This is a genomic window from Agromyces kandeliae (genome assembly GCF_009674665.1).
Lineage (GTDB): Bacteria > Actinomycetota > Actinomycetes > Actinomycetales > Microbacteriaceae > Agromyces > Agromyces kandeliae.
This window is the reverse complement of the sequence record NZ_WKJD01000011.1, coordinates 20463-45522: the sequence shown is the minus strand read 5'-3', so window position 1 is coordinate 45522 and position 25060 is coordinate 20463. Positions and strand designations below refer to the sequence as shown.

Sequence of the window (25060 nt, the reverse complement as noted above, 5' to 3'; positions counted from 1 at the left end):
CTCGACGCAACATCACCGGGCTACGCTGTGTCGATGTCCCGGACGCCGTATCCCGACCGACGCCCGGCGCCCGCGGGGCCCGGTCGGCGCGCGCTCGCGTGGCGACGCGTGGTCCTCGCGATCGTCGGCGTCGCGTACGGCATCGGCCTCTGGATCGTGCTCTTCTGGCCCGTGCACGTGGACGGCGAGGGCGGCCTCATCAGGGTCGACGGGATCATCGACCTCCTCGGGCGGATGGGGATGCCCGCCGGGATCCGCTACCCGCTCGTGCAGGCAGGCCTGAACGCGGTCCTCTTCCTCCCGTTCGGCGCACTCTGGGCGGCGTGGTTCCGGCGTCAACGCCTGCACCTGGTGATCTCCGCGACCGCGCTGGCGTCCGCGGCGAGCCTGGCCGCGGAGATCGTGCAGGGGCGCTACCTCCCCGGGCGCACGTTCGACCTGCGCGACGTCGTCGCGAACGGGATCGGCGCGGGCATCGGCGCACTCATCGTGGTCCTCGCGGCACGGCGCCCGCCATCTCGCGATCCGGGGGCGTGACGACGGATGCCTCGGCGGCCGACCGCGCCGGGAGGGCCAGTTCCGCGCCCGCCCATCGGCGACGGAGCCAGCGGTCGTGGCTGGCGACGATCACCGCTCCCGGGAATCCGCCGAGCGCGTCCTCGAGCTCGCCGGCGAGGGCCAGCGAGAGGTGGTTGGTCGGCTCGTCGAGCAGGAACACGTGCGGGGGCGCGGCGATGACCAACGCGAGCGCGAGCCGTCGCTGCTGTCCGACCGAGAGCCGCCCGACGGCCCGATCGAGGTCGCGCGGCGCGACGAGTCCGAGACCCGCGAGGGGCACGCGCTCGGCGCGCCGCTCCCCCAGCACCCGCTCGTAGATCGCGCGCGGCGTGGCATCCGGGTCGGCGAAGCGCACGTCCTGTTCCAGCAGGCCGACCCGCAGGCCCCGTCGACGGTGCACCGTGCCCCGGTCCGGGGCGAGTCGACCGGCGAGCACCGCGAGGAGCGTCGACTTGCCGGCGCCGTTCGCGCCCGTCACCAGCAGCCTGGTCGTCGAGGCGACCCGCAGCGCCCGGAGGTCGAGGCGCCCGGCGACGGCGAGGTCGGAGACGTGCACCAGGAGGCCCGCCGCGTCCGACGGCGCGTGCGAGCCGCCCGGGATGCCCGCGAACGCCATCGGCGCCGGCGGGCGGGCGACCTGCGTCCGCTCGAGGTCGTCGAGCCGGGCCTCGGCGTTGCGGACCCGCCTCGACACGGCGGCCTCGACGTTCCCGCGCTTGAAATGCTTGAGGAACTTGTCGTTGTCGGTCGGCCCGCGGCCGTGCGCGACCGCGCGGGCCGTCTCCGCGACCGAGCGGCGGAGCCGCCTCAGCTCGCCCTGCTCGTCCTCGTACTGCCGCCGCCAGCGTGCGCGTTCGTCGTCGCGGCGGCCGAGGTAGTCGCTGAACGACCCCCCGAACACCGTCCCGACGGATGCCGCGAGCACCACCTCGCGACCGTTCGCGTTCGACGGAGCATCGCCCGATCGCGCCAGTGCCGTCGCGCCCGTGCGACCGGGATCGAGGTCGAGGAGTCCCGTCGCCACGCGGTCGAGGAACTCGCGGTCGTGGCTCGCGAACACGACCGGCCCGCGCCAGGCGCGAAGTCGCTCCTCGAGGAAGGCCGCGGCGTCGTCGTCGAGGTGGTTGGTCGGTTCGTCGAGCAGGAGGGCCTCCGGCGACGAGAGGAGGAGGGCGGCGAGCGCGAACCTGCTCCGTTGCCCACCGGAGAGCTCGTCGACGCGCCGGCCTCGTCCGAGGCCGGCCAGGCCGAGGCCGTCGAGCAGTTCGTCGCGCCGACGATCGACGGACCAGACGTCGGCGAGTTCGGCGGCATCGAGCGCTCGGGCGTACCGTTCGGCCGGGCCGTCGTCCGCCGCCGGTCGGTCCGAGGCGACGGCGCCGAGGGCGACGGCGGCCGCGTCGAGTTCGCGCTCGACCGCACGCACCTCCTCGACGGCCGACTCGAGCACGTCGTCGATGCGGTCGGACGACGCGAACGGCGGTTCCTGCAGGAGCAGCCCGGTGCGCGCGGGACGCACGAGGCGCCCGTGCACGACGGCGCCCCCGAGGGAGGCACCGGCGATGAGCCGCAGCAGCGTGGACTTGCCCGCGCCGTTCTCGCCGATGAGCCCGAGGCGATGCCCAGGCGCCACGGCGAAGCCGAGATCGGCGAAGACGCGCCGATCGCCGAACGCGACGGAGAGCCCGTCGACGCGGAGGTGGGAGGAATGGGAGTGGATGACCGGCATGCGGAAGGGATCCCTTCGCGAGATGCCCCCGAGCCGTCGACCGGCGCCCGCGCGCTTCGGCGAGCACGGACGACGCGTCGACCGAGCGGTCGTCGCGCGAGAGCGGCGACACGACGGCCCGGGAGCGGATGATGGATCCCGCCGGGCATGTGCCGTCGTCGAGGCGCGCGCGAACACGGTCGCGAACAGTGCTGGAGCGCACACCCCGGTGTCGACGGCGCCTCGGGCGCGGGACGGTGGGATGTACTCACTTCATAGCGCCGTCGACAGTAGCAGACGACGAGACGCAGGGGAAGAGCGGATGCCGCGGCATCCGCCCCTCGTGTTCAGGCGCTGATCTGCAGCGCGGCCGCGGTCCGGGCGAGCGAGGCCGCCGCCGCGTCCGGGTCGTCGGACAGCGTGGTGCCGTACGACGGGATCATCTCGCGGATCTTCGGCTCCCAGTCGGCCATGCGCTCGGGGAAGCATTTCTGCATGACCTCGAGCATGATCGGAACGGCGGTCGACGCGCCCGGCGAGGCACCGAGCAGCCCGGCGATCGAGCCGTCGGCGCCGGAGATCACCTCGGTGCCGAACTGCAGCACGCCGCCCTTCTCCGGGTCCTTCTTCATGACCTGCACGCGCTGGCCGGCGGTGATGAGCTCCCAGTCCTCCGACTTCGCGGTCGGCATGAACTCGCGGAGCGCCTTCATCTTCTTGTCGCGCGAGGCGAGCAGCTCGGAGACGAGGTAGCGCACGAGGTCGAAGTTGCGGAGGCCCACCTGCAGCATCGGGATGAGGTTGTGAGGGCGGATCGAGAAGGGGAGGTCGAACCACGTGCTCGACTTCAGGAACTTCGGGGTGAACCCTGCGTACGGCCCGAAGAGCAGCGAGGTCTCGCCGTCGACGACGCGCGTGTCGAGGTGCGGCACCGACATCGGCGGAGCGCCGACGGCGGCCTTGCCGTAGACCTTCGCCTGGTGCTGGGCGACGACCTTGGGGTTCGTGGTCCGCAGGAACTGGCCGGAGATCGGGAAGCCGCCGTACCCCCGGATCTCGGGGATGCCGGAGTGCTGGAGGAGCGAGAGCGCGCCGCCGCCCGCCCCGACGAACACGAATCGCGCGCGCACCGTCTCGGGGGTGTTGCCGACGAGGTTCCGGATGCGCAGCTTCCAGGTGCCGTCCTTCTGGCGCTTGAGCCACGTGACCTGGTGGTCGGTGCGGATCTCGGCGCCGCGCGACTCGATGTCGCGGAGCATCTGGAGCGTGAGCGCGCCGTAGTCGACGTCGGTGCCCGACTCGATGCGCGTCGCGGCGATCTTCGCCTTCGGGTTGCGCTTCTTGGCGAGGAGCGGCGCCCACTCGGCGATGGTGTCGAGGTCGTCGGAGTACTCCATGCCGGCGAACAGCGGTTCGCCGGCGAGCGCGTCGACACGCTTCTTCAGGTACTCGATGTTCGACTTGCCGCGCACGAAGGTCATGTGCGGCGTGGAGTTGATGAAGCTGTTCGGCTCGGGCAGTGCGCCGGACTCGACGAGGTGGGCCCAGTACTGGCGGCTGACCTGGAACTGCTCGTTGATGGAGACGGCCTTCGCGGCGCTCACGCTGCCGTCGGCGGCCTCGGGCATGTAGTTCAGCTCGCAGAGCGCGGCGTGCCCGGTGCCCGCGTTGTTCCACGGGTTCGAGGACTCCTGCGCGACGCGACCGAGGCGCTCGTAGAGGCGGATGCTCCAGTCGGGCTGCAGCCTCGAGATCAGGGAGCCGAGCGTGGCGCTCATGATGCCCCCGCCGATCAGGACGACGTCGACGGTTTCCTCGGAATTCACGGGTTCCAGTGTATGGGCGCGCGGATGGACGCGATGACCAGCGGGTCTTCCGCCGATGTACGCGCTGACCAGCGCGGTCTCCTGGTCAGAGCGCTCTGATGCCGCCGGCGAGCAGCCCGACGCCGGCGGTGACGAGCCCGATGGTGAGCGAGGCCGCGCCGAGCCAGAGCAGCAGGATGGCGCGGCTCGGCCGCTCGGGATCGCGCCCGAGCACCGAGAGGAAGAAGCCCGCCGGCATGAGGATCGCGGCGATCGGCACGCCGAGCCGCGCGACCCAGAGCCATCCGCCGTCGAGCGCCGAATCCGACAACACCGCGAGGATCGCGACCGAGAGGACGATGAGGACGCCGGCGTGGGCGTGCCCGGCGCGGAAGAAGGACTGCTGGAGCGGATTGGCCGGCGCGAGGCCGCGCGAGACGCGGGTGAGGAACCACCCGCCGCTCTCGACCGTGACGAGTGCGAGCAGGAGCGCTCCGATGAGGATGGTGTCGATCGGCGACGGCATGGCGCGGCCCTCCGGGGTTCGATGGCATGCTTGGATAGTGTGACTCTCCAATATTAGAGAGTGAAAGTATCCAATGCAAGGAGTCCGAATGCGCATCTCTGGCCTCGCCGACACCTCGGGCGTCTCCGTCGCGACCATCAAGTACTACCTGCGCGAGGGGCTCCTGCATCCGGGGGTCGCGACCTCGGCGACCCAGGCGACCTACGACGACTCCCACGTGCGCCGCCTCCGGCTGATCCGGGCCCTCACCGGGCCGGTGGGACTCAGCGTGCAGCAGGCGCGCGCCATCCTCACCCTCGTCGACGACCCCGGCGACGACCTCTACGCGACGCTCGGCCGCGCGGTCGGCGCACTCCCTCCGGCCACGTCGCCGACGCCGGCCGGGGACCCCGACCCGTACCCTCGCGCCCGCGCCGCGCTCGAGGCCCTGGGGCAGGTCTTCGACCCGAGGTTCCCCGCGGTCGCGCAGCTCGAGACCGCCTTGGCCGCCGCCGAGGACGCCGGGCTCCCGATCAGCCCCGAGCGCCTGCTCGCCTACGGACGCTCGCTCCGCGAGCTCGCGGCCTACGACCTCCAGCGGATGCCCGCGGAGCCGCGCGCCGCGGTCGAGTACACGGTGCTCGGCACCGCGCTGTACGAGCCCGTCATCCTCGCGCTGCGACGCCTCGCGCATCAGGATGTCGCGGCCCGGCTCGATCTCGGTGGTTGAGCACCGGTCCGGCTCGTCGCTGCCGCCGCGCGCCCGGGCAGCACGAGACCCGGTCACCGTGACGGCGACCGGGTCTCGGGAATCGGATCAGACCGACGCGGGCAGCTTCGCCGCGACGAGCTCCGCGATCTGCACCGCGTTCAGCGCGGCGCCCTTGCGCAGGTTGTCGTTCGAGACGAAGAGCACGAGCCCCTTGCCCTCGGGGGCCGACTGGTCCTGCCGGATGCGACCGACGTAGCTCGGGTCGGTGCCGGCGGCCTGCAGCGGGGTGGGGATGTCGCTGAGCGCGACGCCCGGGGCATCCGCCAGCAGCTCGGTCGCGCGCTCGGGCGTGATCGCGTTGGCGAACTCGGCGTGGATCGAGAGCGAGTGCCCGGTGAAGACGGGCACGCGCACGCACGTGCCCGCGACGCGCAGGCCCGGCAGCTCGAGGATCTTGCGGCTCTCGTTGCGGAGCTTCTTCTCCTCGTCGGTCTCGAGGTCGCCGTCGTCGACGATCGAGCCCGCCAGCGGGACGACGTCGAAGGCGATCGGGCGCGGGAACTTCACGGGGTCCGGCATCGTCACCGCGGCGCCGTCGTGCACGAGTCCGATCGCATCCTGCGCGACCGCGGCGCGCGCCTGCTCGAGGAGCTCCTCGCCGCCTGCGAGGCCCGCACCCGAGACGGCCTGGTACGTCGAGACCATGAGTCGCTCGAGGCCGGCCTCGTCGTGCAGCACCTTGAGCACCGGCATGGCGGCCATGGTGGTGCAGTTCGGGTTCGCGATGATGCCCTTTTTCGCCTCGTCGATGGCGTGCGGGTTGACCTCGCTGACGACGAGCGGGACCTCCGGGTCCATGCGCCAACCGCTCGAGTTGTCGATGACGGTGACGCCCGCCGCGGCGAACCGCGGCGCCTGCGCCTTCGAGAGCGTCGCTCCCGCGGAGAAGATCGCGATGTCGAGACCGGTCGGGTCCGCCGTCGAGGCGTCCTCGATGACGATCTCCTCGCCCTTCCACGGAAGGGTCGACCCGGCCGACCGCGCCGAGGCGAAGTAGCGGATCGACGCGACCGGGAAGTCGCGCTCCTCGAGGAGGCGACGCACGACCGCGCCGACCTGTCCGGTGGCGCCGACGACGCCGATGTTCACTCCGTGTGCCATGGTGCTTCCTCTCGTGGCATCCATCAAGTATTCAGGAGGTCCTGCGGTGCGCAGGACCCGAGCCGGCCGAACGTCCGGCATTGGCAGGGATCCGCGGTGATCCGGCAGTCGGTCGACGGATGCCGCGTGCCGCGTCGCGGCGCGGCATCCGGTCGCCCCGGCGGGTCAGCGACCGGTGCCGGCGTAGACGACCGCGTCGTCGTCGCCGTCGAGGTCGAATGCGGTGTGCACGGCACGGGCGGCGGCGTTGACGCTGTCGGCCCGGGTGACGACCGAGATGCGGATCTCGCTGGTCGAGATCATCTCGATGTTGATGCCGGCCTCGTACAGCGCTTCGAACAGCCGCGCCGAGATGCCCGCGGCCGAGCGCATCGCGGCGCCGACGAGCGAGAGCTTGCCGATCTGGTCGTCGTACTGCAGCGACTGGAAGCCGAGGGTCTCCTGCGCGGCCGAGAGCGCCTGCACGGCCTTCTCGCCGTCGGACTTCGGGACCGTGAACGAGATGTCGGTGCGACCGGTCGCGGCCGCCGAGACGTTCTGCACGATCATGTCGACGTTGGCGTTGGTGCCGGCGACGATCTTGAAGATCTTGGCGGCGGCGCCCGGAACGTCGGGGACTCCCACGACCGTGATCTTGACCTGCGACAGGTCGACCGCGACGCCGGCGATGACGGACTCTTCCACAGCTTCTCCTTCGGGAAGACGCTCGGGGTCGTAGACGATCGTCCCCTCGCTGTTGTTGAACGACGAGCGCACGTGCAGCGTCACGCCGTGGCGACGCGCGTACTCGACCGCGCGGATGTGCAGCACCTTGGCGCCCGAGCCGGCGAGCTCGAGCATCTCCTCGCTCGTGATCCGGTCGAGCTTGTGCGCCCGCTTGACGACGCGGGGGTCGGACGTGAACACGCCGTCGACGTCGGTGTAGATCTCGCACACGTCGGCCTCGAGCGCCGCTGCGAGCGCGACGGCCGTGGTGTCGCTGCCACCGCGGCCGAGCGTGGTGATGTCGCGCGACTCGCGGCTGAAGCCCTGGAACCCGGCGACGATGACGACGGCGCCCTCGTCGAGCGCCTCGCGCAGGCGCACGGGCGTGACATCGACGATGCGTGCCGCGCCGTGCGTGGAGTCGGTGATCATGCCCGCCTGGCTGCCCGTGAACGAGCGGGCGTCGTGGCCGAGCGCCTTGATCGCCATGGCGAGGAGCGCCATCGAGATGCGCTCGCCCGAGCTGAGCAGCATGTCGAGCTCGCGGGGGGCCTGGATCGGCGTGACCTCGTCGGCGAGGTCCATGAGCTCGTCGGTGGTGTCGCCCATCGCGGAGACCGCGACGACGACGTCGTTGCCGGCCTTGCGGGTCTCGACGATGCGCTTGGCGACCCGCTTGATGCTCTCCGCGTCGGCGACGGACGATCCGCCGTATTTCTGCACGATCAAGCTCACGTGGGCGCTCCCGGGGGTGTCTGGGCCGGGGAAACGTTCACCCGGCGCCGGAAGGTCCATCATACGGCGACGCGCATACGCGCCCGGCCATGTGACGGCGCCTAGCGGTCGCGCTCCATGTACCACTCCGTGAAGCGGGTGGCGCGGCCGTCGGGCGCGAGGCGGATCACCCAGAGGTTGTCGTAGAGCTTCGCGGCCGGGTAGTCGGTGCGGCCCTGGACGATGACGAGGTCGTCGGTCTCGGTCAGCACCTCCCAGTCGAAGTGCCAGTCGCCGGGTTCGTCGCGGGAATCGAGCCACCCGGCGATGATGGCCTCGCGGCCGCGCAGCGCGTCTGGGTCGTCCGGGCTGAACTCGTACACCGCGTCGTCCGTGAAGAGGGCCGCGATGTCGTCGGCGTCGTTGGATTCCCATGCCCGGACGTATCCGGTGACCCATTCGGTCCCTGCGCTCATGGGCTCCGTTCTACTGGTGCGCTGCGCGTGCGTCAACGGATGGCGCGGGCCGGCGTTCCGTGCGTCAGCCGACGACGCGGCGGCCCTCGAACGCGCGGCCGAGCGTGACCTCGTCGGCGTACTCGAGGTCGCCGCCGACGGGAAGGCCGGAGGCCAGGCGCGTGACGCGGATCTCGAGGGTCGTCAGCAGCCGGCTGAGGTAGGTCGCGGTCGCCTCGCCCTCGAGGTTGGGGTCGGTCGCGATGATGACCTCCGAGACGGTGCCGTCGGCGAGCCGCTGCATGAGCTGGCGGATGCGGAGTTCGTCGGGTCCGATGCCGTCGATCGGGCTGATCGCACCGCCGAGTACGTGGTAGAGGCCGCGGAACTCGCGGGTGCGCTCGATGGCGACGACGTCCTTCGCCTCTTCGACCACGCAGATGAGGCTCGGGTCGCGGCGCGGGTCGCGGCAGATGGAGCACGTCGACTGCTCGGCGACGTTGCCGCAGATCTCGCAGAACTTCACCTTGTCGCGGACCTCGACGAGGATCTCGGCGAGGCGCGAGACGTCGAACTGCTCGGTCTGCACGATGTGGAAGGCGATGCGCTGCGCCGACTTCGGCCCGATTCCGGGGAGGCGGCCGAGTTCGTCGATGAGCTCCTGGACGATGCCCTCGTACACGCGCTACCCCCGCTCGCCGAATCGAGCCTGCGGCGCCTCGACCTCTTCGAGGAAGGTCGCGCCGAGCAGGTCGCGCACGACGGCTTCGCCGTATCGCTGGATGGCGGGGGCGGAGCCGGCCGGTGCGCCCCGCGTGGGGCGTGATGCCGGCTTCGGCGCGCCGGGGCGCGCGGACGAGGTTGCGGATGGGGTCTGGCCGACCGGCGGCCCGGGGTCGGGCGCGTACTCGGGCTCGGGCTCGAGCGGCGGCGCGTCGGCGTCGTCGAGCGGGGGCACGTCGTCGTCGGTCGGCGCAGGGGCCTGCGCGACGGGCGCGGGCCGTTCGGCGACGGCGGTTCGCGAGGTCGATCGGGCGGCGGGGGCGGATGCCGATGCGGCGGAGTCCGAGGGCGCGGCCGCCGTCGGATCGGAGCTCGGAATGGCGACGGTCGCCCAGGAGTCGACCGGTCCGCTCGAAGCGGCTGGGCTCGGGCCGGCCGGCCGGGCGGCCCGGCCTGCGTCGGAGCCGGAGGAGTCGGGTGCGGACGCGGGAACGCGGGCCGCCGCGCCGGCGCGCGGTGCGGTTCCGGGCGCCTCGGATGCCGGCGCATCAGCGGTTCGCCCGCCGTCACGCGCCGGCGACGGCGGTGCCGCAGGCCCGCGGTCGGCTCCCCCGCCGGCGGAGACGACGCGTGCGAGGAACTTGACCCGCACGCCGAGGATCTCGGCGATGGCACCGCGCAGGAGGTCGCCGACGCTCTGGCCGGGCGGGCCGGAGCGGAAGCTGCCCATGTCGGACTCGCTGGGGAAGCCGAGGACGAGCACGTCGTCGTCGCGGTACTCGAGGACCTGGGCGGTGAACGCGACCATCCACGCGCTGCGCTTGGTGCGCTGGAGGGTCGAGAGCACCTCCGGCCAGGCGTCGCGCATCTGCTCGACGGTCACCGGCCCGACCGGGCGCGCGGACTTCGCCGGAGCCGGGGCCTCGACCGGAGCCGCCGGAGCCGCCGCCTCGGGCTCGGTCGCGGGCGTCTCCCACTTCGGCGGCGCCGCGGGCGCGACCCGCTCCGCAGGCGTCTCGGCGGGCGTCTGCTGCTCGACGGGAGCGGCCTTCGCGGCCGGTGCAGGCGCCGGTGCGGGAGCGGGGGCAGGGGCTCCGGTCGCGGCCGCCACGGGCTGTCCGCCCGAGGCATCCGTCACCCCGACGCGGCGCTCGAGCCGCTCGACTCGCGCGAGCGCGCCACGCTCGGTCTCGTCGATCGACGGGACGAGCACGCGCGCGAGCATGAGCTCGAGGTGGAGGCGCGGCGAGGTCGCACCCGTCATCTCGGTGAGGGTCTGGTTGACGAGGTCGGCCACTCGGGAGAGTTCGGCGGCGCCGAACACGGACGCCTGGGTCGCCATGCGCGCGAGCTCGTCGGCGGGCACGCCGCGCAGCACGGCGGCCGCCGCTTCGGGGGTCGTCGCGGCCACGACGATGAGGTCGCGGAGCCGCTCGAGCAGGTCTTCCACGAACCGGCGCGGGTCCTGCCCGGTCTGCATGACCCGGTCGGCCGCGGCGAAGGCGCGCGCCGCGTCGGCGGCCCCGATCGCCTCGACGACGTCGTCGAGGAGCGCGCCGTGCGTGTAACCGAGCAGCGCGACCGCCCGCTCGTACCCGACCGTGGTCCCCTCGGAACCCGCGATGAGCTGGTCGAGCAGCGACAGCGTGTCTCGCGGCGAGCCGCCGCCGGCGCGAACGACGAGCGAGAGCACGCCCGGTTCGACCTGCACTCCCTCTTCGTCGCACAGCTTCTGCACGTAGTCGAGCATCGGCGCCGGCGGGACGAGCCGGAACGGATAGTGGTGGGTGCGCGAGCGGATGGTGCCGAGCACCTTGTCGGGTTCGGTCGTCGCGAAGATGAACTTCACGTGCTCGGGCGGCTCTTCGACGAGCTTCAGCAGCGCGTTGAAGCCCTGCGGCGTGACCATGTGCGCCTCGTCGAGGATGAAGATCTTGTACCGGTCGCGGGCGGGTGCGAACACCGCGCGCTCGCGCAGGTCGCGGGCGTCGTCGACGCCGTTGTGGGATGCCGCGTCGATCTCGACCACGTCGAGCGACCCGCCGCCCGCACGCGACAGTTCGACGCAGCTCGGGCACACGCCGCACGGGGTGTCGGTCGGTCCCTCGGCGCAGTTCAGGCAGCGCGCCAGGATTCGTGCCGAGGTCGTCTTGCCGCAGCCACGGGGGCCGGAGAAGAGGTACGCGTGGTTCACCCGGTCGGTGCGGAGCGCCGTCATGAGCGGCTCGGTGACCTGTGATTGGCCGATCATCTCGGCGAAGGTCTCGGGCCGGTAGCGGCGATAGAGGGCGGTGACCACGCGTCAATGGTAGTCGTGGCATCCGACACGTTCGCCGTGGCCGCGATCGCGTGGGAATGGGCCCGTCGCCCGGCCGCTTCAGGCGCGCCGGGCCGTTCGACCCGGCCGCGACGTCGGTCGGCTGGCATAGGATCGGTGGACCGCATCGGAGCGGACGAGCCATCCCACCGCCCGGTGCACGACGACGGAGGTGGTCACGTGACGACGGGGGTCCGCACAGCCGAGCAGCTCGAGCGGTTCCGAGAGCTCCTGCTCGCGGAACGACGCGAGGCCGAGGAGCGCCTCGCCGAGCAGAGCGAGGGGATCACCGCGGTCCGCGAGGCCAGATCCGACACGTCGGTCGATGACGAGCACGACCCCGACGGCCCCACCATGAGCCAGGAGTGGTCGCAGCGCACCGCGGTGCTGCACGACGTCGAGCACGAGCTCACCGACGTCGACCGGGCGCTCGCTCGCATCGACGACGGGACCTACGGCGTCTGCGAGCGCTGCGGCAACAGGATCACCGTCGCGCGGCTCGAGGCGCGGCCGACCGCGACGCTCTGCATCGACTGCGCACGCCTCGTCCGCTGACGGCAGCTCAGCGGCCGGGCTCGACCACGGCGTCGAGGTCCGCGACGGATGCCTCGTCGCCCGACTCCACCGTGGCGCCACCGCTCCGAGCGCCCGAGAGCCCGTCGAACGCGCGCAGCACGAGCGGGCTCGCGCCGAGCACCGCGTAGAGCACGGCCGCACCCGCAACGACCGGCACGAACCCGAACGCGTCGACCGCGGCACCTGCCGCGAACGCCCCGATCGGCATCGACGCCGCGACCCCCGAGGTGATCGCGCCGAACACACGCGCGCGCATGCCGTCGGGCACGACGCCGAACAGGGCCGTCGAGATCATCGGGTTGAGCGCGCCGGCCGCGAGGCCGGACAGTGCGAGCACGACGAACAGCACCTCGACCGGCACGCCGAGCGCCATCGCCGCGTACGGCGGAGCGCCCGCGAGCATGAAGCACGCGGCGAACATGACGCGCCCCGAGGCGCGATGGCCGACGAGCCCGAACACGGCCGAACCCGTCAGCGCGCCGGCGGCGAAGCAGCCGATCATGAATCCGAGCGACGCGGGGTCGCCGAGCACCTGCGAGGCGTACACGGGCTTCAGCACGGTCATGCCCGCCGCGTCGATGGCGTTCGTGAGGGTCACGAGCAGCACCACGGCGAGCGCGAGCGGCGTCTTCGCGATGAAGCGGATGCCGGCGACGAAGCCCGCCGCGCTCTCGGCGGCGCTCGCACGGCGCGGCTCGGCTCCACCGCCCTCCGGGGCGGCGTCCGGCACGGTGGCCGCGAGGCGCGCACGCGAGGGCACGAGCAGCGCGACGAGGATCGCCGACACGGCGAAGCCGGCGGCATCCGCCAGCAGCGCCGTCATGGGCCCGGCCAGCGCGACGAGCGCTCCGGCGGTGCCGGCGCCGACCATCGTCGCGGTGCGCTGCACGGCCGACTGGGCGCCCGCCGCGCGGGCGAGGGGCGTGTGCGCGAGTGCCGCGAGCTCGGGCATGAGGACCGTCTTCGCCGTGTCGCCGGGTGGGTCGAGGAGGCCCCCGAGGAACACGAGCGCGAGGAGCAGCCCGAACGAGAGCACGCCCGCCGCGTCGAGGAGCGGGATCGCGAGCACGGTGACGCCGCTCGCGACATCCGCCGCGATGCTCGACGCCCGGTAGCCGAAGCGATCGACGAGCACACCGCCCAGGGCGCCGCCGATCACGAGCGGCACGGTCGCGAAGATGCCCGCGACGCCGGCCGCGAGCGGCGAGCCGGTCTGCTGGAGGACGATGAGCGGCACCGCCACGATCGCGATCGCGTTGCCGCCGAGCGAGAAGAGCTGTGCGGCGTACAGCGCGACGAGCGGGAGGCGCCGGCGGCGCCCCGTCACCGTCGGTGCGGCCGCCTCGGATGCCGAGCTCACGCCTCGGGCCTCGGGAAGACGTGCGTCATCCACCGCACGAGACGCGTCCCCTCCGCCGGCTCGCGCCGACGCGCCCACCACTTGTCGCGCACCGCGGCGAGGTCGGCCGAGAGCTCCCTGAACTCCTCGAGCGTGAGGTGCGCGGCCCCGTCCGACGAGTCGGTCGGCGCGATCCACTCGGGCTCGAGCCCCGCCTCGGCGTCGAGCGCGGCGAGCAGTTCGCGGTGGTAGCTCTCGAGCACGGTGCGCCGCAGGGCCTCGGATGCCGCGTGGCGCGCCGGGTCCTCGAGGAACTCGACGGTGTCCCAGCTCGTCATCTCGTGCGCGGCGCGCCACCAGCGCTCGCGACGGTCGCGGGCGAGCTCGGGCGCCTCCTCCACGAATCCGTGCTTCGCGAGCGTCGACACGTGGTAGCTCACGGAGCCGGCGGACTCCCCCGTCTGCTGCGCGAGCATGCCGACGGTGGCGGGCCCGTCCATGCGCAGGATGCCGATGAGCCGCAGTCGCGTCGGGTGCGCCATCGCGCGCATCGGGCCGGGGTCGTGCAGGTGCACGCTGGAGTCGGCGGGCGGTCGTCCGGGGTCGGCCATGGGATCAGCCTAGATCCACAAGATCTGTTGTACAAGGTTTCTTGTGGAAATTGCGATGCGGTCGCGACGACCGGCCCGGACCGGCCCGGCCGGCGTTCCGACGTCAGCCCGCGACGACCTCGAGGGTCTGCCGCGCGATCTCGAGCTCCTCGTTCGTCGGCACGACGAGCACGGCGGTCCGCGAGTCGTCGGTCGAGATCCTCCGCGCCTCCCCCGAGCGCTCGGCGTTGCGCACGGCATCGACCTCGACGCCGAACCCCTCGAGCCCGGAGAGCGACATCGCGCGCACGTCGGCCGAGTTCTCTCCCACGCCGGCGGTGAACACGATCGCGTCGACACGACCCAGCTGCGCCGCATACGCGCCGACGTACGAGCGGATCCGGTGCGCGTACACCCCGAGCGCGGTCCGCGCGCGCTCGTCGCCCGACCCCGCCGCCTCGGTCAGGTCGCGCATGTCGCCGTGCCCCCCGAGGCCGAGCATGCCGCTCCGCTTGTTCAGCAGGTCGTCGACCTCGTCGACCCCGAGGCCCGCACGCCGTTGCAGGTGCAGCACCACCGCCGGGTCGAGGTCGCCCGAGCGCGTGCCCATCGCGAGGCCCTCGAGCGGGGTCATCCCCATGCTCGTCTCGACGGAACGCCCCCCGTCGACCGCGCACGCGGAGGCGCCGTTGCCGAGGTGCAGCACGATGAGCTTCAGCTCCTCGACCGTTCGGCCCAGGAACGCCGCCGCGGCACGCGAGACGTATCGGTGCGACGTGCCGTGGAAGCCGTAGCGACGGATGCGATGGCGCTCGGCGACGTCGCGATCGAGCGCGTACAGGTACGCCTCGGGCGGCATGGTCTGGTGGAACGCGGTGTCGAAGACGGCCACGTGCGGCACCGACGGGAAGGCGCGCTCGGCCGCCACGATGCCGGCGAGGTTCGCGGGATTGTGCAGCGGCGCGAGCACCGAGAGCTCGTCGATGTTGATCCTCACGAGCTCGGTGATCACGGTCGGCTCGAAGAAGCGCGCGCCGCCCTGCACGACGCGGTGCCCGACCGCGACCGGTGCGTGCCCTTCGAGCGACGGCCCGTGCTCGGCGAACGCCCGCAGCATCCACGCGAAGGCCGCGTGGTGGTCGGCGACCGAGACCTCCTCGCGGACGACGTCACCCGAGGCATCCGCGTGCGTGGCACGACCGACGCCCGCGCCGATGCGCTCGACGAGTCCCGACGCGAGCGCCTCCTCCGCCGCGACGTCGACGAGCTGGTACTTCAGCGACGACGATCCGGAATTGACGACGAGGACGACGCGACCTGCGCCCGGGACGTCACCCGAGCCGGCGGCATCCGCCCCGCTCACGACGCCGCCTGGATCGCCGTGATCGCGACCGTGTTCACGATGTCCTGGACGAGCGCGCCCCGGGAGAGGTCGTTCACCGGCTTGTTGAGCCCCTGGAGCACGGGCCCGATGGCGACGGCGCCGGCCGAGCGCTGCACCGCCTTGTACGTGTTGTTGCCCGTGTTCAGGTCGGGGAAGACGAACACCGTCGCGCGTCCGGCGACCGACGAGCCCGGCATCTTGGTCCGCGCCACCGCCGCGTCGGCGGCCGCGTCGTACTGGATCGGCCCCTCGACCGGGAGCTCCGGCGCGCGCTCGCGGACGAGCTCGGTCGCGCGGCGCACCTTGTCGACGTCGGCCCCCGACCCCGACTCGCCGGTCGAGTACGACAGCATGGCCACGCGGGGCTCGATGCCGAACTGCGCCGCGGTCTGCGCCGACGAGATCGCGATGTCGGCCAGCTGCTCCGCCGTCGGGTCGGGCACGACCGCGCAGTCGCCGTAGACGAGCACGCGGTCGGCGAGCGCCATCAGGAACACGCTCGAGACGACGTCGACCTCGGGTCGAGTCTTGATGATCTCGAAGGCGGGGCGGATGGTGTGCGCCGTCGTGTGCATCGCTCCGGAGACCATGCCGTCGGCGAGCCCGAGCTCGACCATCATGGTGCCGAAGTACGAGACGTCCTGCACGCTGTCGCGGGCCTGCTCGAGCGTCACGCCCTTGTGCGCGCGGCGCCGCTGGTACTCGTCGGCGAATCGGTAGACGAGCACGTGGTCGTGGTTCGAGAGCACGGTCGCCCTCGAGATGTCGAGGCCGAGCCCGATCGCGCGCGAACGGACCTCGATCTCCTCGCCGAGGATCGTGAGGTCGGCGACGTCGCGCGCGAGCAGTGTCGCGGCGGCGCGCAGGATGCGGTCGTCGTAGCCCTCGGGAAGCACGATGTGCTTGCGCGCGTCGCGCGCCCGGGCGAGCAGGCCGTACTCGAACATGAGCGGCGTGACGACGTCGGTCCGTGCCACGTCGAGGCGGTCCAGCAGCTCGACCCCGTCGACGTGCTTCTCGAAGAGCGCCAACGCCGTGTCGCGCTTGCGCTGCGACTCCGCGGCGAGCTTGCCGCGCGTCTGCGTGATCGCCAGCGCGGTGTCGTAGCTGCTCAGCTGGGTGCGGATGATCGGCAGGCCCGACTTCAGCCCCTCGACCAGGCGTTCGACCGTCTCGGAGACCGGGAACCCGCCGTTCAGCACGATGCCGGCGATCGACGGGAACGTCGCCGAGGCGTGCGCGGTGAGGACCCCGAGCAGCACCTCGCTCCGATCGCCGGGCACGACGACGACGGCGCCCTCCGTGAGCCAGGCGAGCACGTTCTCCATCGACATCGCGGCGACCACCACGCCGAGCGCCTCGCGCTCGAGCAGCTCGGGATCGCCCGCGTACAGCTCCCCGCCGACGGCGCGCATGACCGAGCGCATGGAGGGCGCGACGAGGTACTGGTCCTCGGGGATCGCCCAGACCGAGACGGATGCGTCGTGGCCGCCGGCCGCGCCCGACGCGGATCGCAGGGCATCGACGACATCGTCGAGCCGGTCGGGGTCGGCGCGGTTGGCGACGACGCCGAGCAGCGTCGCGTGCTCGCGCACGAGTTCCTCGACCGCGAGCTCCGTGAGCTGGGCCAGCTCGTCGGGCGTCCTGGCGTCCGTGTAGCCGAGCCGCTCGCTCGCGCCCCGCCCCTGCGTCACGCGCCCGCCGACGACGAGGAGCACCGGTGCACCGAGGTTCGCGGCGATACGGGCGTTGAACGCCAGTTCGGTCGGGCTGCCGACATCCGTGTAGTCGGAACCGATCACCACCACGACGTCGCACCGCGCTTCGACGGCCTTGAACCGACGGACGATCGTGGCCAGCGCGGCGTCGGGATCGCCGTGCACGTCCTCGTAGGTGACGCCGATCGCCTCGTCGTAGCCGAGGTCGATGACGCCGTCGTGCGCGAGCAGCAGCTCGAGCACGTAGTCGCGCTCCTCCGTGGAACGCGCGATCGGGCGGAAGACCCCCACTCGGGTCGCTCGCCGGCTCAGCGTGTCCAACGTCCCGAGCGCCACCGTCGACTTCCCGGTGTTCCCCTCGGCGGAGCAGATGTAGATGCTGTGCGCCACCCCGAAAGCCTATCGAGGCGGCTGCCGCGCACGCAGGCGCCCCGTCCCCGGTTCCGGAACCCGAGCGCCGTTCGCCTATGCTGTTCGGACCCGACCCGGCGTCGGCCCCGACGACGCCGCCCACGCACAGGAACCACCAGTGAACCCCATCGCCCTCATCGGAGCGGGCCCGTCCGGTCTCGCCGGTGCCCGCGCGCTCAGCCGCGCCGGCATCCCCTTCATCGGCTTCGAGGCCGGCCCCGACGTGGGCGGCCTCTGGAACATCGACAACCCGCGCTCGACGATGTACGAGTCCGCACACCTGATCTCGTCGCGGACCACGACCGAGTTCGCCGAGTTCCCGATGGACTCGACCGCGGACTACCCCGGCCATCGCGAACTGCACCGCTACTTCCGGGAGTACGCCGACGCCTACGGACTGCGCGAGCACTTCCGGTTCGACACCAGGGTCACCGCGGTCGAGCCGGTCGACGGCGACGCGACCGGGGCGAGCGGATGGCGCGTCACCGCTGCCGGCCCGGACGGAGGGACGACCACGACCGAGCACTCGGCCGTGGTCCTCGCCAACGGCACGCTCGCCGAGCCGAACGTCCCGGGCTTCCGAGGCGAGTTCTCGGGCGAACTCATGCACACGAGCGCGTACACGTCGCCCAAGGTCTTCGAGGGCAAGCGCGTGCTCATCATCGGCGCCGGCAACTCCGGCTGCGACATCGCGGTCGACGCGGTGCACCACGCGGCATCCGTCGACCTGTCGGTGCGGCGGGGCTACTACTTCGTGCCCCGCTACCTGTTCGGTCGCCCGAGCGACACGCTCAACCAGGGCAGGCCGCTGCCCGCGCGCATCAAGCAGTTCGTCGACACCCGCGTGCTGCGGGCGTTCACGGGCGACCCAGTGCGATTCGGCTTCCCGAAGCCCGACTACCGCATCTACGAGTCGCACCCGATCGTGAACACGCTGATCCTGAACCACCTCGGGCAGGGCGACCTGCGCGTGGTCGGCGACATCGACCGGTTCGACGGCCGGGCGGTGCACTTCGCCGACGGCAGCGCCGCGGACTACGACCTCGTCGTCCTCGCGACCGGCTACAAGCTCGACTACCCGTTCGTCGAGCGCGCCCACCTCAACTGGACGTCGGCGGCGCCCGAGCTCTACCTGAACGTCTTCCCGCCGAACTTCAACGGCCTGTTCGTGCTCGGCATGATCGAGGCCTCTGGCATCGGCTGGCAGGGCCGGTACGAGCAGGCCGAACTCATCGCCGCCTACCTCGCCGCCGCGCGGACCGAGCCGGATGCCGCGTCCCGCTTCCGTGATGCGGCCGCGAAGCCCTGGCCCGACCTCTCGGGCGGGTACCGCTACCTCGGCCTCGATCGCATGTCGTACTACGTCAACAAGGACGCGTACCGGCGGACGGTGAAGCGCATGCTCCGGACGCTGCCGACGCCCGCGGCATCCGTCGCGCCTGCGACCTCGGCTCCCGATCCCGTGCGCGACGCGGAGAGCGGTGCACCGAAGGCGGGCACCCGCGCATGAACATCGACGACGTCGTCCTCAACTTCGCGCCGGGCTCGATGATCGCCCTGAACGTCGTGCTCGGGTTCATCATGTTCGGCATCGCGCTCGACACCTCGCCGTCGGACTTCCGCGCCGTGGCGCGCGCCCCGAAGGCGATGATCATCGCGCTGCTCGCGCAGATCGTGCTCCTCCCGGCCGTCACGTTCGGGCTCACGCTGCTGCTCGACGTGCAGGCCTCCGTCGCGCTCGGCATGCTGCTCGTCGCCGCGTGCCCGCCGGGGAACATCTCGCAGGTGCTCACCTACCGCGCCCGCGGCAACGTCGCCCTCTCGGTGTCGATGACGGCGGTCGCGAACGTCGCCTACATCTTCGTGCTGCCGCTCAGCATCGCCTTCTGGGGCAGCATCCACCCGAAGGCGTCGGAGCTGGTGCGCGCAGTGAGCCTCGACGGCTGGCAGATGCTGCTCGACATCTTCCTCATCATCGGCCTGCCGTTCATCGTCGGCTTCGCCATCCGCGCCGTGTGGCCGCGCTTCGCCGCCCGCGTGCAGCCCTACGCGCGCTGGATCAGCCTGCTCGCGCTGGTCGGCTTCATCGTCGCCGCGCTCGTCGGCAACTGGGCGATCTTCATGGCCTACATCGGTGTGGTGCTCCTCGCCGTGTTCCTCCACGACGCGATCGCGCTCGGACTCGGCTACGCGAGCGCCCGCATCGGCGGCCTCGGGGTGCGCGACCGCAAGGCGATCACGTTCGAGGTCGGGATCCGCAACGCGGGCCTCGGACTCGGCCTCGTGTTCTCGTTCTTCGGCGGGATCGGCGGCATGGCGATCGTGGCCGGCTGGTGGGGCATCTGGGACATCATCGCGGGGCTCGCGCTCGCGACGATCTGGGCGCGACGCACGAAGCGGGCGGATGCCGCGACGGCGGATCCGAGCGATGAGGACACGTCGGCCGCCACGCCCGCCGACCCGGGGGCGGCGTCGTGAGCCGCCGCATCCTCGTCACCGGCGGCAGCGGGTTCCTCGGCTCGAACGCGGTCCGCGCGCTGGCGTGGGACCCGGACGTCGAGCTCGTCGTCTCGGGCGACGTTCGTCCGCCCGCGGCATCCGTGCCCGATGGCGTCGTGGTCGAGCCCTGCGACGTGACGGATGCCGCGGCGGTCGCCGCCGTCGTGGCGCGTCACGGCGTCGACACGATCGTGCACCTGGCCGCCATCGTGAACCCCGGCGGGCTCAGCGAGGAGATCGAGTACCGCGTCGACGTCGAGGGGACCAGGAACGTGCTCGAGGCGGCCGTCGCCGGCGGCGTCACGCGCATCGTCGTCTCCTCGTCCGGCGCCGCCTACGGCTACCACCCGGACAACCCGGAGTGGCTCACCGAGGACGACCCGCTCCGCGGCAACCCGGAGTTCAGCTACTCCCGCCACAAACGGCTCGTCGAGGAGCTGCTCGCCGACTACCGCACGCGTCACCCCGAGCTCGGGCAGGTGGTGCTGCGCATCGGCACCATCCTGGGACCGACCGTCGCGAACCAGATCACGGCACTGTGGGAGGCGAAGCGCATCCTGCGGGTCGCCGGGTCGGAGAGCCCGTTCGTCTTCGTGTGGGTCGACGACGTCGTCGGCGCCATCGTGCGGGGCGCGACCGGCGAGGTCACCGGCGCCTTCAACGTCGCCGGCGACGGGCGCGTGACCGTGACCGAGATCGCGGCCGCGCTCGGCAAGCCGACCGTGACCGTCTCGCCGAGGCTCCTGACCGGAGTGCTGCGCATCGGACACGCGCTTCGACTCACCGTGCACGGCCCGGAGCGCGTCGGCTTCCTCCGCTACCGGCCCGTCCTCGACAACACGCGCCTCAAGCGCGTGCTCGGCTACTCGCCCGAGCGGACCAGCCGCGAGGCGTTCGACGAGTACCTCGCGGTTCGACGCACGCGTTCGCTCGGGTAGACTGTCCGAGGCTCCTCACGTGGCGCCATCCAGGCCAACTCCCCCAGGGCGGAAACGCAGCAAGGGTAACCGGGCTCTGGCGGGTGCGTGAGGGGTCCCAGGAGGATTCGCCTAGTGGCCTATGGCGCACGCTTGGAAAGCGTGTTGGGTGAAAGCCCTCGGGGGTTCGAATCCCCCATCCTCCGCATCGGATGAGCGCCGCGCCCGTGGGGCGCGGCGCTCATCTTCGTCTCGGGACAGGTCCGGCGCCGATCCGAGAATTCCGCAGTTCTCCCCCGAACGGGTGTCGCCGCCGACATGAGGATCCGTCATGATGTGCCCGACCCGGAACGAACCGCGCCGGAGCGACTCAGCCGCTCGTCGCGCGGGAGGGGGGAACCATGTCCGGATCGATCCATCGTCGCGGCATCCTGGCCGCTGCGGCCGCCGTCGCGTTCGCCGCCACGGTCGTCGCCGCGCCGCCCGCAACGGCACGCCCGCTTGAACGCGGCACCTTCGTCGACGGGTTCTCGTTCACCGACGAGAACTTCTGCGACGCGGGAATCGCCGTCGAGGTCGAGGCGACCCAGGAGGTGCGCTTCCTGTTCAACAGCCGCAAGCCCGGCACCGCGCCCTACTGGACCGCGAACGTCTGGGAGACGGTCGTCTACACGAACGTCGCGGGGGACAGCGTCACGGAGCTCACGCGGCTGGTCGACAAGGACCTCGCGATCACCGACAACGGCGACGGGACACTGACGATCCTCGTCCTCGCAACGGGCAACACCACGGTCTCCGACGAGTCGGGCACGGCGATCGCGCGCAACCCCGGCCAGGTGCGGTACGAACTCCTCATCGACCACAACGGCACGCCGGAGGACCCGTCCGACGACCAGTTCATCGACTTCCTCGGCCTCGTGAAGGAATCGACCGGACGTACGGACGACTTCTGCGCAGCCGTCCTCCCGATCCTGGGGTGATGCGGTCGTCGCTGCTCGCATGAGTACGACCGAGGTGCCGGGCGCAAGTCCCCCTTAATGCCGAATGGCGCGCGCCCTCGCATCGGCGCAACATGGATCCCGATGTCAGTGGCAACGGTGAGAACGGGATACGGGGACGCAGGGGACTCCCGCACCGGCCGGGCAGGGGGCGGGGGTCTCAGGGTGATCACCCTGAGACCCCGTCGCTCCCTGACGAGGGCCGTCGGGCTTCCGGTGATGGCCCTGCTGGTGCCCGTACTGCTCACCGTCGCCTGGCTCGTCTCCCCGCTCGGGAGCGCCGCGGTCGGCCTCACCGCCGCGGTCGTCGTCGCCCTCGCGGCGCTCGGCGTCGCCGCGTACATCGGCTACCAGCGCACGGAGGTCGTGGTGAGTCCGCACGGCATCGTCGAACGCGGGTTCCTCGGTCGCATCCACAGCGTCGCGCGTCGCGAGATGGCCGGCGTCCTGCGCATCGAGACCTACCGGGGCGACACGCTCGAGACGGTGCAGCAGTTGTTCGTCGTCGATGCCGCCGGTCGCTGCCTGTTCCGCATGCGCGGCACGTTCTGGGACGATCGGTCGCTCGACGCGATCGCCGAGATCCTCGACCTCGAGGAGACCGTGCGCACCGAGCCGGTGACGCTGGCCGAGCTTCGCGCAACGGACCCGTGCCTGCTCTACTGGTTCGAGGGCCGCGGCCTTCGCGCCTGAGCCGCCGCCGCCTGCGGCCGGCTCGTCCCGGCGATCACCGCGTCGAGATCCCGAAGCGCGGTGCGCCGGGCCGGCTCGACGGCAACTCGTGGAATCCGAGGCGCTCGTAGAACGCCCGCGCGCCGACGTTCGCCGCGTCGAACCCGAGGTGCAGCGCGCGCACGCCGCGTTCGGCCAGCGTCGCCCGGAGCGCGTCGATCAGGCGCCGGCCGAGTCCGCGGCCCTGCAGCTCGGGCAGCAGGTCGATGTGCAGGTGCGCGGGGTAGTCGTCGAGTTCCGGGATCCGCATGCGCTCGGAGTCGCCGCCGTCGGCGACCAGCTGCGCCTCGGTGTACGCGGGTCGATGCGCGGTCGGCGGGCCGGCGACCGGATGCCGCTCGCGGAACGCCGGCGCCCAGACGCGTGCATACCAGTCGATGAACTCCTCGGTGTCGGCGATGCCGAGCACGTAGCCGGCGACCCGGCCGTCGACCTCGACGACGAACGCGAGGTCGGGTGCGTACTCGACGTACGGCAGCGCGTAGACCTCGGGCATGAGCGCGTCGTCCGAGTACACGCCCGTCGCGTCGCCGCCCGAGGCCGCGGTCTTCAGGCACACCGCCGCGACGGCGGCCCGATCAGCCGCGCGATAGCGGCGGATGACCGGCTCCCCCGAGCCGGTTCCGGCCCCGTTCACTTGCGCTTCGCCATGCCGAAGAGACCCGTCAGCACCTGCGTGATCACCTTCTGCGTGCTCTTCGAGCCGAGCACCTCCTCGAGCGCCGATCGCTGCCGGGTCCGCGAACGCGCCCGCGACGAGGTCTGCTTCATGAGCCGGTCGTACTCGGCCTGCGCCTTCTTCTCGGCCTTCTCGCGGTCGGCCTCGATCTTCGCCTGCATCTTCGCGTACTCGGCATCGGCCTTCGCCTGCGCCTCGGCGGCTTCTGCCGCGTCGGCCGCGGCCGCGGCATCCGCCATGCGCGTGGTCAGCAGCTCGTGCGCGGACTCCCGGTCGATCGCGGTGCCGTACGTGGCCATGAGGGGGGATGCCGCGACCGAGGCGTCGATCGCGGCATCCGCACTCGGCGACATCGACGCCTGGGGCGCGCGCAGGCGCGTCCAGGCGACCGGGCTCGGGGCGCCCTTCTCGTTCATGACGGTCACGACCGCCTCGCCCGTGCCGAGCACCGTGAGGGTCTCCTCGAGGTCGTATCCCGAGTTCGGGTACGTCGAGACGGTCGCGCGCAGCGCCTTCGCGTCGTCGGGCGTGAACGCGCGCAGCTGGTGCTGGACGCGCGAGCCGAGCTGGGCGAGCACGTCGCCCGGCACGTCCTTCGGGGTCTGCGTGACGAAGAAGACGCCCACGCCCTTGGAGCGGATGAGCCGCACGGTCTGCACGACCTGCGCGAGGAACTCCTTCGACGCGTCGCGGAACAGCAGGTGCGCCTCGTCGAAGAAGAACACCAGCTTGGGCCGGTCGAGGTCGCCGACCTCGGGCAGGCCGCCGTAGAGGTCCGCGAGCAGCCACATGAGGAAGGTCGAGTAGAGGGCCGGCTCGTCGGCCACGCCCGGCACCTCGAGCAGGCTGACGACCCCGCGGCCGTCGGCGGCGGTGCGCAGGAAATCGGCCGTGTCGATCTCGGGCTCGCCGAAGAAGGCGTCTGCACCCTGGTCGGCGAACGTGATCAGCTGACGCAGGATGACGCCGACCGTCGCCTTGGACAGCCCGCCGAGCCCGTCCAGCTCGCCCTTGCCCTCGTCGCTCACGAGGTAGGCGAGCACGGCGCGCAGGTCGTCGAGGTCGAGGAGCGCGAGCCCGTTCCGGTTGGCGTAGTGGAAGACGAGCCCCAGGCTGGACTCCTGCGTCTCGTTGAGCCCGAGCACCTTGCCCAGCAGCAGCGGTCCGAAGCCGGAGACGGTCGCGCGGATCGGCACGCCGCGGCCGACGCCCCCGAGCGAGAAGAACTCGGTCGGGAAGCTCGCCGCCTCCCACGCCTGCCCGATGCCGTCGGTGCGCTTCAGGAGCTTCTCGCTGCTCGTGCCCGGCGTCGCGACCCCCGACAGGTCGCCCTTGATGTCGGCCGCGAACACGGCGACGCCGGCCGCCGAGAGCTGCTCGGCGAGGAGCTGGAGCGTGCGGGTCTTGCCCGTGCCGGTCGCGCCGGCGACCAGGCCGTGCCGGTTGGTCATCGCGAGCGGGATGCGGACCGGCACGTCGGGAAGCGCGTCGCCGTTCACGAGCGCACCCATCTCGAGCGCCGGCCCCTCGAATGCGTACCCGGCGCGGATGCGCTCGACCTCGTCCGCATCGAGCGGGCCGTCGGTTGCGGACGTGGCGGATGCCGCGGGCGCAGCCGGAGGCGCGGGAGCGGCCTGCGCGTCCGACGGGGCCGCCTCGGCATCCGACGCCGCCTCGGCGGCCGCCTTCGCGAGCGCGGCCGCCTCCTCCGCCTTGCGGATCGCCTCCGCGGCCTGCGCCTGCAGCGCCGCCGCCGCTGCCGCCGCGGCGTCCGCCGCCTCCTGTGCCCGCCTCACCGCGTCCTCCGACATGGGCCCGATCCTAACGGCGCACCTGTGGTCGCGCCGGGATACT

At 72.1% G+C, this 25060-nt stretch carries 22 protein-coding genes, 1 tRNA gene and 1 other RNA gene; 10 read left to right on the top strand and 14 right to left on the bottom strand.

What is annotated here, in order from left to right; all coding sequences use genetic code 11:
- The first annotated feature begins 33 nt into the window (after positions 1-33).
- Entirely contained in the window at positions 34-537 is a 504-nt protein-coding gene (locus tag GJR97_RS06945) for a VanZ family protein (protein WP_154345785.1), read from the top strand.
- On the opposite strand, the gene GJR97_RS06940 is transcribed toward GJR97_RS06945, so the two are convergent.
- The 3 genes from GJR97_RS06940 to GJR97_RS06930 form a co-directional block, all read right to left on the bottom strand.
- Positions 485-2287 (bottom strand): ABC-F family ATP-binding cassette domain-containing protein, encoded by a 1803-nt coding sequence (locus GJR97_RS06940; protein ID WP_154345784.1) that lies wholly within the window; start codon positions 2285-2287, stop codon positions 485-487. The genes GJR97_RS06945 and GJR97_RS06940 overlap by 53 nt on opposite strands.
- A 326-nt stretch (positions 2288-2613) precedes the next feature.
- Positions 2614-4092: a malate:quinone oxidoreductase gene (locus GJR97_RS06935; protein ID WP_324613248.1), complete on the bottom strand. Its 1479-nt coding sequence runs from the start codon at positions 4090-4092 to the stop codon at positions 2614-2616.
- 85 nt (positions 4093-4177) lie between these two features.
- Positions 4178-4597, bottom strand: coding sequence for a hypothetical protein (locus tag GJR97_RS06930; RefSeq protein ID WP_154345782.1), 420 nt, complete (start codon positions 4595-4597; stop codon positions 4178-4180).
- An 88-nt stretch (positions 4598-4685) separates the two neighbouring features.
- Here GJR97_RS06930 and GJR97_RS06925 point away from each other — a divergent pair, with 88 nt between their 5' ends.
- Positions 4686-5306, top strand: a complete 621-nt coding sequence (locus GJR97_RS06925) for a MerR family transcriptional regulator (RefSeq protein WP_154345781.1) — start codon at positions 4686-4688, stop codon at positions 5304-5306.
- An 87-nt stretch (positions 5307-5393) separates the two neighbouring features.
- On the opposite strand, the gene GJR97_RS06920 is transcribed toward GJR97_RS06925, so the two are convergent.
- The 5 genes from GJR97_RS06920 to GJR97_RS06900 form a co-directional block, all read right to left on the bottom strand.
- A complete protein-coding gene (locus tag GJR97_RS06920) occupies positions 5394-6449 on the bottom strand; it encodes an aspartate-semialdehyde dehydrogenase (protein ID WP_154345780.1) in 1056 nt (351 codons plus the stop codon).
- A gap of 165 nt (positions 6450-6614) precedes the next feature.
- Positions 6615-7889 (bottom strand): aspartate kinase, encoded by a 1275-nt coding sequence (locus tag GJR97_RS06915; RefSeq protein ID WP_324613247.1) that lies wholly within the window; start codon positions 7887-7889, stop codon positions 6615-6617.
- Positions 7890-7990: 101 nt separating this feature from the next.
- Complete coding sequence (locus tag GJR97_RS06910; protein WP_154345779.1) at positions 7991-8344, bottom strand: nuclear transport factor 2 family protein; 354 nt, start codon at positions 8342-8344, stop codon at positions 7991-7993.
- A 64-nt stretch (positions 8345-8408) separates the two neighbouring features.
- Positions 8409-9005: a recombination mediator RecR gene (gene recR, locus GJR97_RS06905; RefSeq protein ID WP_324613246.1), complete on the bottom strand. Its 597-nt coding sequence runs from the start codon at positions 9003-9005 to the stop codon at positions 8409-8411.
- A 3-nt stretch (positions 9006-9008) separates the two neighbouring features.
- Complete coding sequence (locus GJR97_RS06900; protein WP_324613245.1) at positions 9009-11345, bottom strand: DNA polymerase III subunit gamma and tau; 2337 nt, start codon at positions 11343-11345, stop codon at positions 9009-9011.
- A gap of 198 nt (positions 11346-11543) precedes the next feature.
- On the opposite strand from GJR97_RS06900, the gene GJR97_RS18155 reads away from it, so the two are divergent.
- On the top strand, positions 11544-11918 hold the full coding sequence (locus GJR97_RS18155; RefSeq protein WP_324613244.1) for a TraR/DksA family transcriptional regulator: 375 nt from the start codon (positions 11544-11546) through the stop codon (positions 11916-11918).
- 7 nt (positions 11919-11925) lie between these two features.
- Here GJR97_RS18155 and GJR97_RS06890 read toward each other — a convergent pair whose 3' ends face one another.
- From GJR97_RS06890 to pta, 4 genes are all read right to left on the bottom strand, one after another.
- Entirely contained in the window at positions 11926-13299 is a 1374-nt protein-coding gene (locus tag GJR97_RS06890; RefSeq protein ID WP_154345777.1) for an MFS transporter, read from the bottom strand.
- Complete coding sequence (locus GJR97_RS06885) at positions 13296-13889, bottom strand: winged helix-turn-helix domain-containing protein (RefSeq protein ID WP_154345776.1); 594 nt, start codon at positions 13887-13889, stop codon at positions 13296-13298. The genes GJR97_RS06890 and GJR97_RS06885 overlap by 4 nt, the downstream gene beginning before the upstream one ends.
- Before the next feature lie 103 nt (positions 13890-13992).
- Positions 13993-15231: an acetate/propionate family kinase gene (locus GJR97_RS06880; RefSeq protein ID WP_324613243.1), complete on the bottom strand. Its 1239-nt coding sequence runs from the start codon at positions 15229-15231 to the stop codon at positions 13993-13995.
- On the bottom strand, positions 15228-17360 hold the full coding sequence (gene pta, locus GJR97_RS06875; RefSeq protein ID WP_324613242.1) for a phosphate acetyltransferase: 2133 nt from the start codon (positions 17358-17360) through the stop codon (positions 15228-15230). Before pta ends, GJR97_RS06880 begins: the two co-directional genes overlap by 4 nt.
- A 139-nt stretch (positions 17361-17499) precedes the next feature.
- On the opposite strand from pta, the gene GJR97_RS06870 reads away from it, so the two are divergent.
- The 7 genes from GJR97_RS06870 to GJR97_RS06840 all read left to right on the top strand — a co-directional run bounded on the left by GJR97_RS06870 (position 17500) and on the right by GJR97_RS06840 (position 22488).
- Positions 17500-18891: a flavin-containing monooxygenase gene (locus tag GJR97_RS06870; protein WP_324613241.1), complete on the top strand. Its 1392-nt coding sequence runs from the start codon at positions 17500-17502 to the stop codon at positions 18889-18891.
- Positions 18888-19859, top strand: coding sequence for a bile acid:sodium symporter family protein (locus GJR97_RS06865; protein ID WP_154345774.1), 972 nt, complete (start codon positions 18888-18890; stop codon positions 19857-19859). Before GJR97_RS06870 ends, GJR97_RS06865 begins: the two co-directional genes overlap by 4 nt.
- Positions 19856-20818, top strand: a complete 963-nt coding sequence (locus GJR97_RS06860; RefSeq protein ID WP_324613240.1) for an NAD-dependent epimerase/dehydratase family protein — start codon at positions 19856-19858, stop codon at positions 20816-20818. The genes GJR97_RS06865 and GJR97_RS06860 overlap by 4 nt, the downstream gene beginning before the upstream one ends.
- 6 nt (positions 20819-20824) lie before the next feature.
- An RNA gene (gene ffs, locus GJR97_RS06855) (signal recognition particle sRNA small type) lies at positions 20825-20921 on the top strand.
- Positions 20919-21003: transfer RNA gene (locus tag GJR97_RS06850), tRNA-Ser, on the top strand. Before ffs ends, GJR97_RS06850 begins: the two co-directional genes overlap by 3 nt.
- A gap of 195 nt (positions 21004-21198) precedes the next feature.
- A complete protein-coding gene (locus GJR97_RS06845; RefSeq protein WP_154345773.1) occupies positions 21199-21777 on the top strand; it encodes a hypothetical protein in 579 nt (192 codons plus the stop codon).
- A 237-nt stretch (positions 21778-22014) separates the two neighbouring features.
- Positions 22015-22488, top strand: coding sequence for a hypothetical protein (locus GJR97_RS06840; protein ID WP_154345772.1), 474 nt, complete (start codon positions 22015-22017; stop codon positions 22486-22488).
- Positions 22489-22522: 34 nt separating this feature from the next.
- Here the strand turns inward: GJR97_RS06840 and GJR97_RS06835 are convergent, their stop codons facing one another.
- Both GJR97_RS06835 and GJR97_RS06830 read right to left on the bottom strand, forming a co-directional pair.
- The gene (locus GJR97_RS06835) at positions 22523-23164 is read right to left on the bottom strand and encodes a GNAT family N-acetyltransferase (protein ID WP_324613239.1); all 642 of its coding nucleotides are present in this window, start codon (positions 23162-23164) and stop codon (positions 22523-22525) included.
- The gene (locus GJR97_RS06830) at positions 23161-25017 is read right to left on the bottom strand and encodes a helicase HerA-like domain-containing protein (protein WP_154345771.1); all 1857 of its coding nucleotides are present in this window, start codon (positions 25015-25017) and stop codon (positions 23161-23163) included. The genes GJR97_RS06835 and GJR97_RS06830 overlap by 4 nt, the downstream gene beginning before the upstream one ends.
- Between the last annotated feature and the right edge of the window lie 43 nt (positions 25018-25060).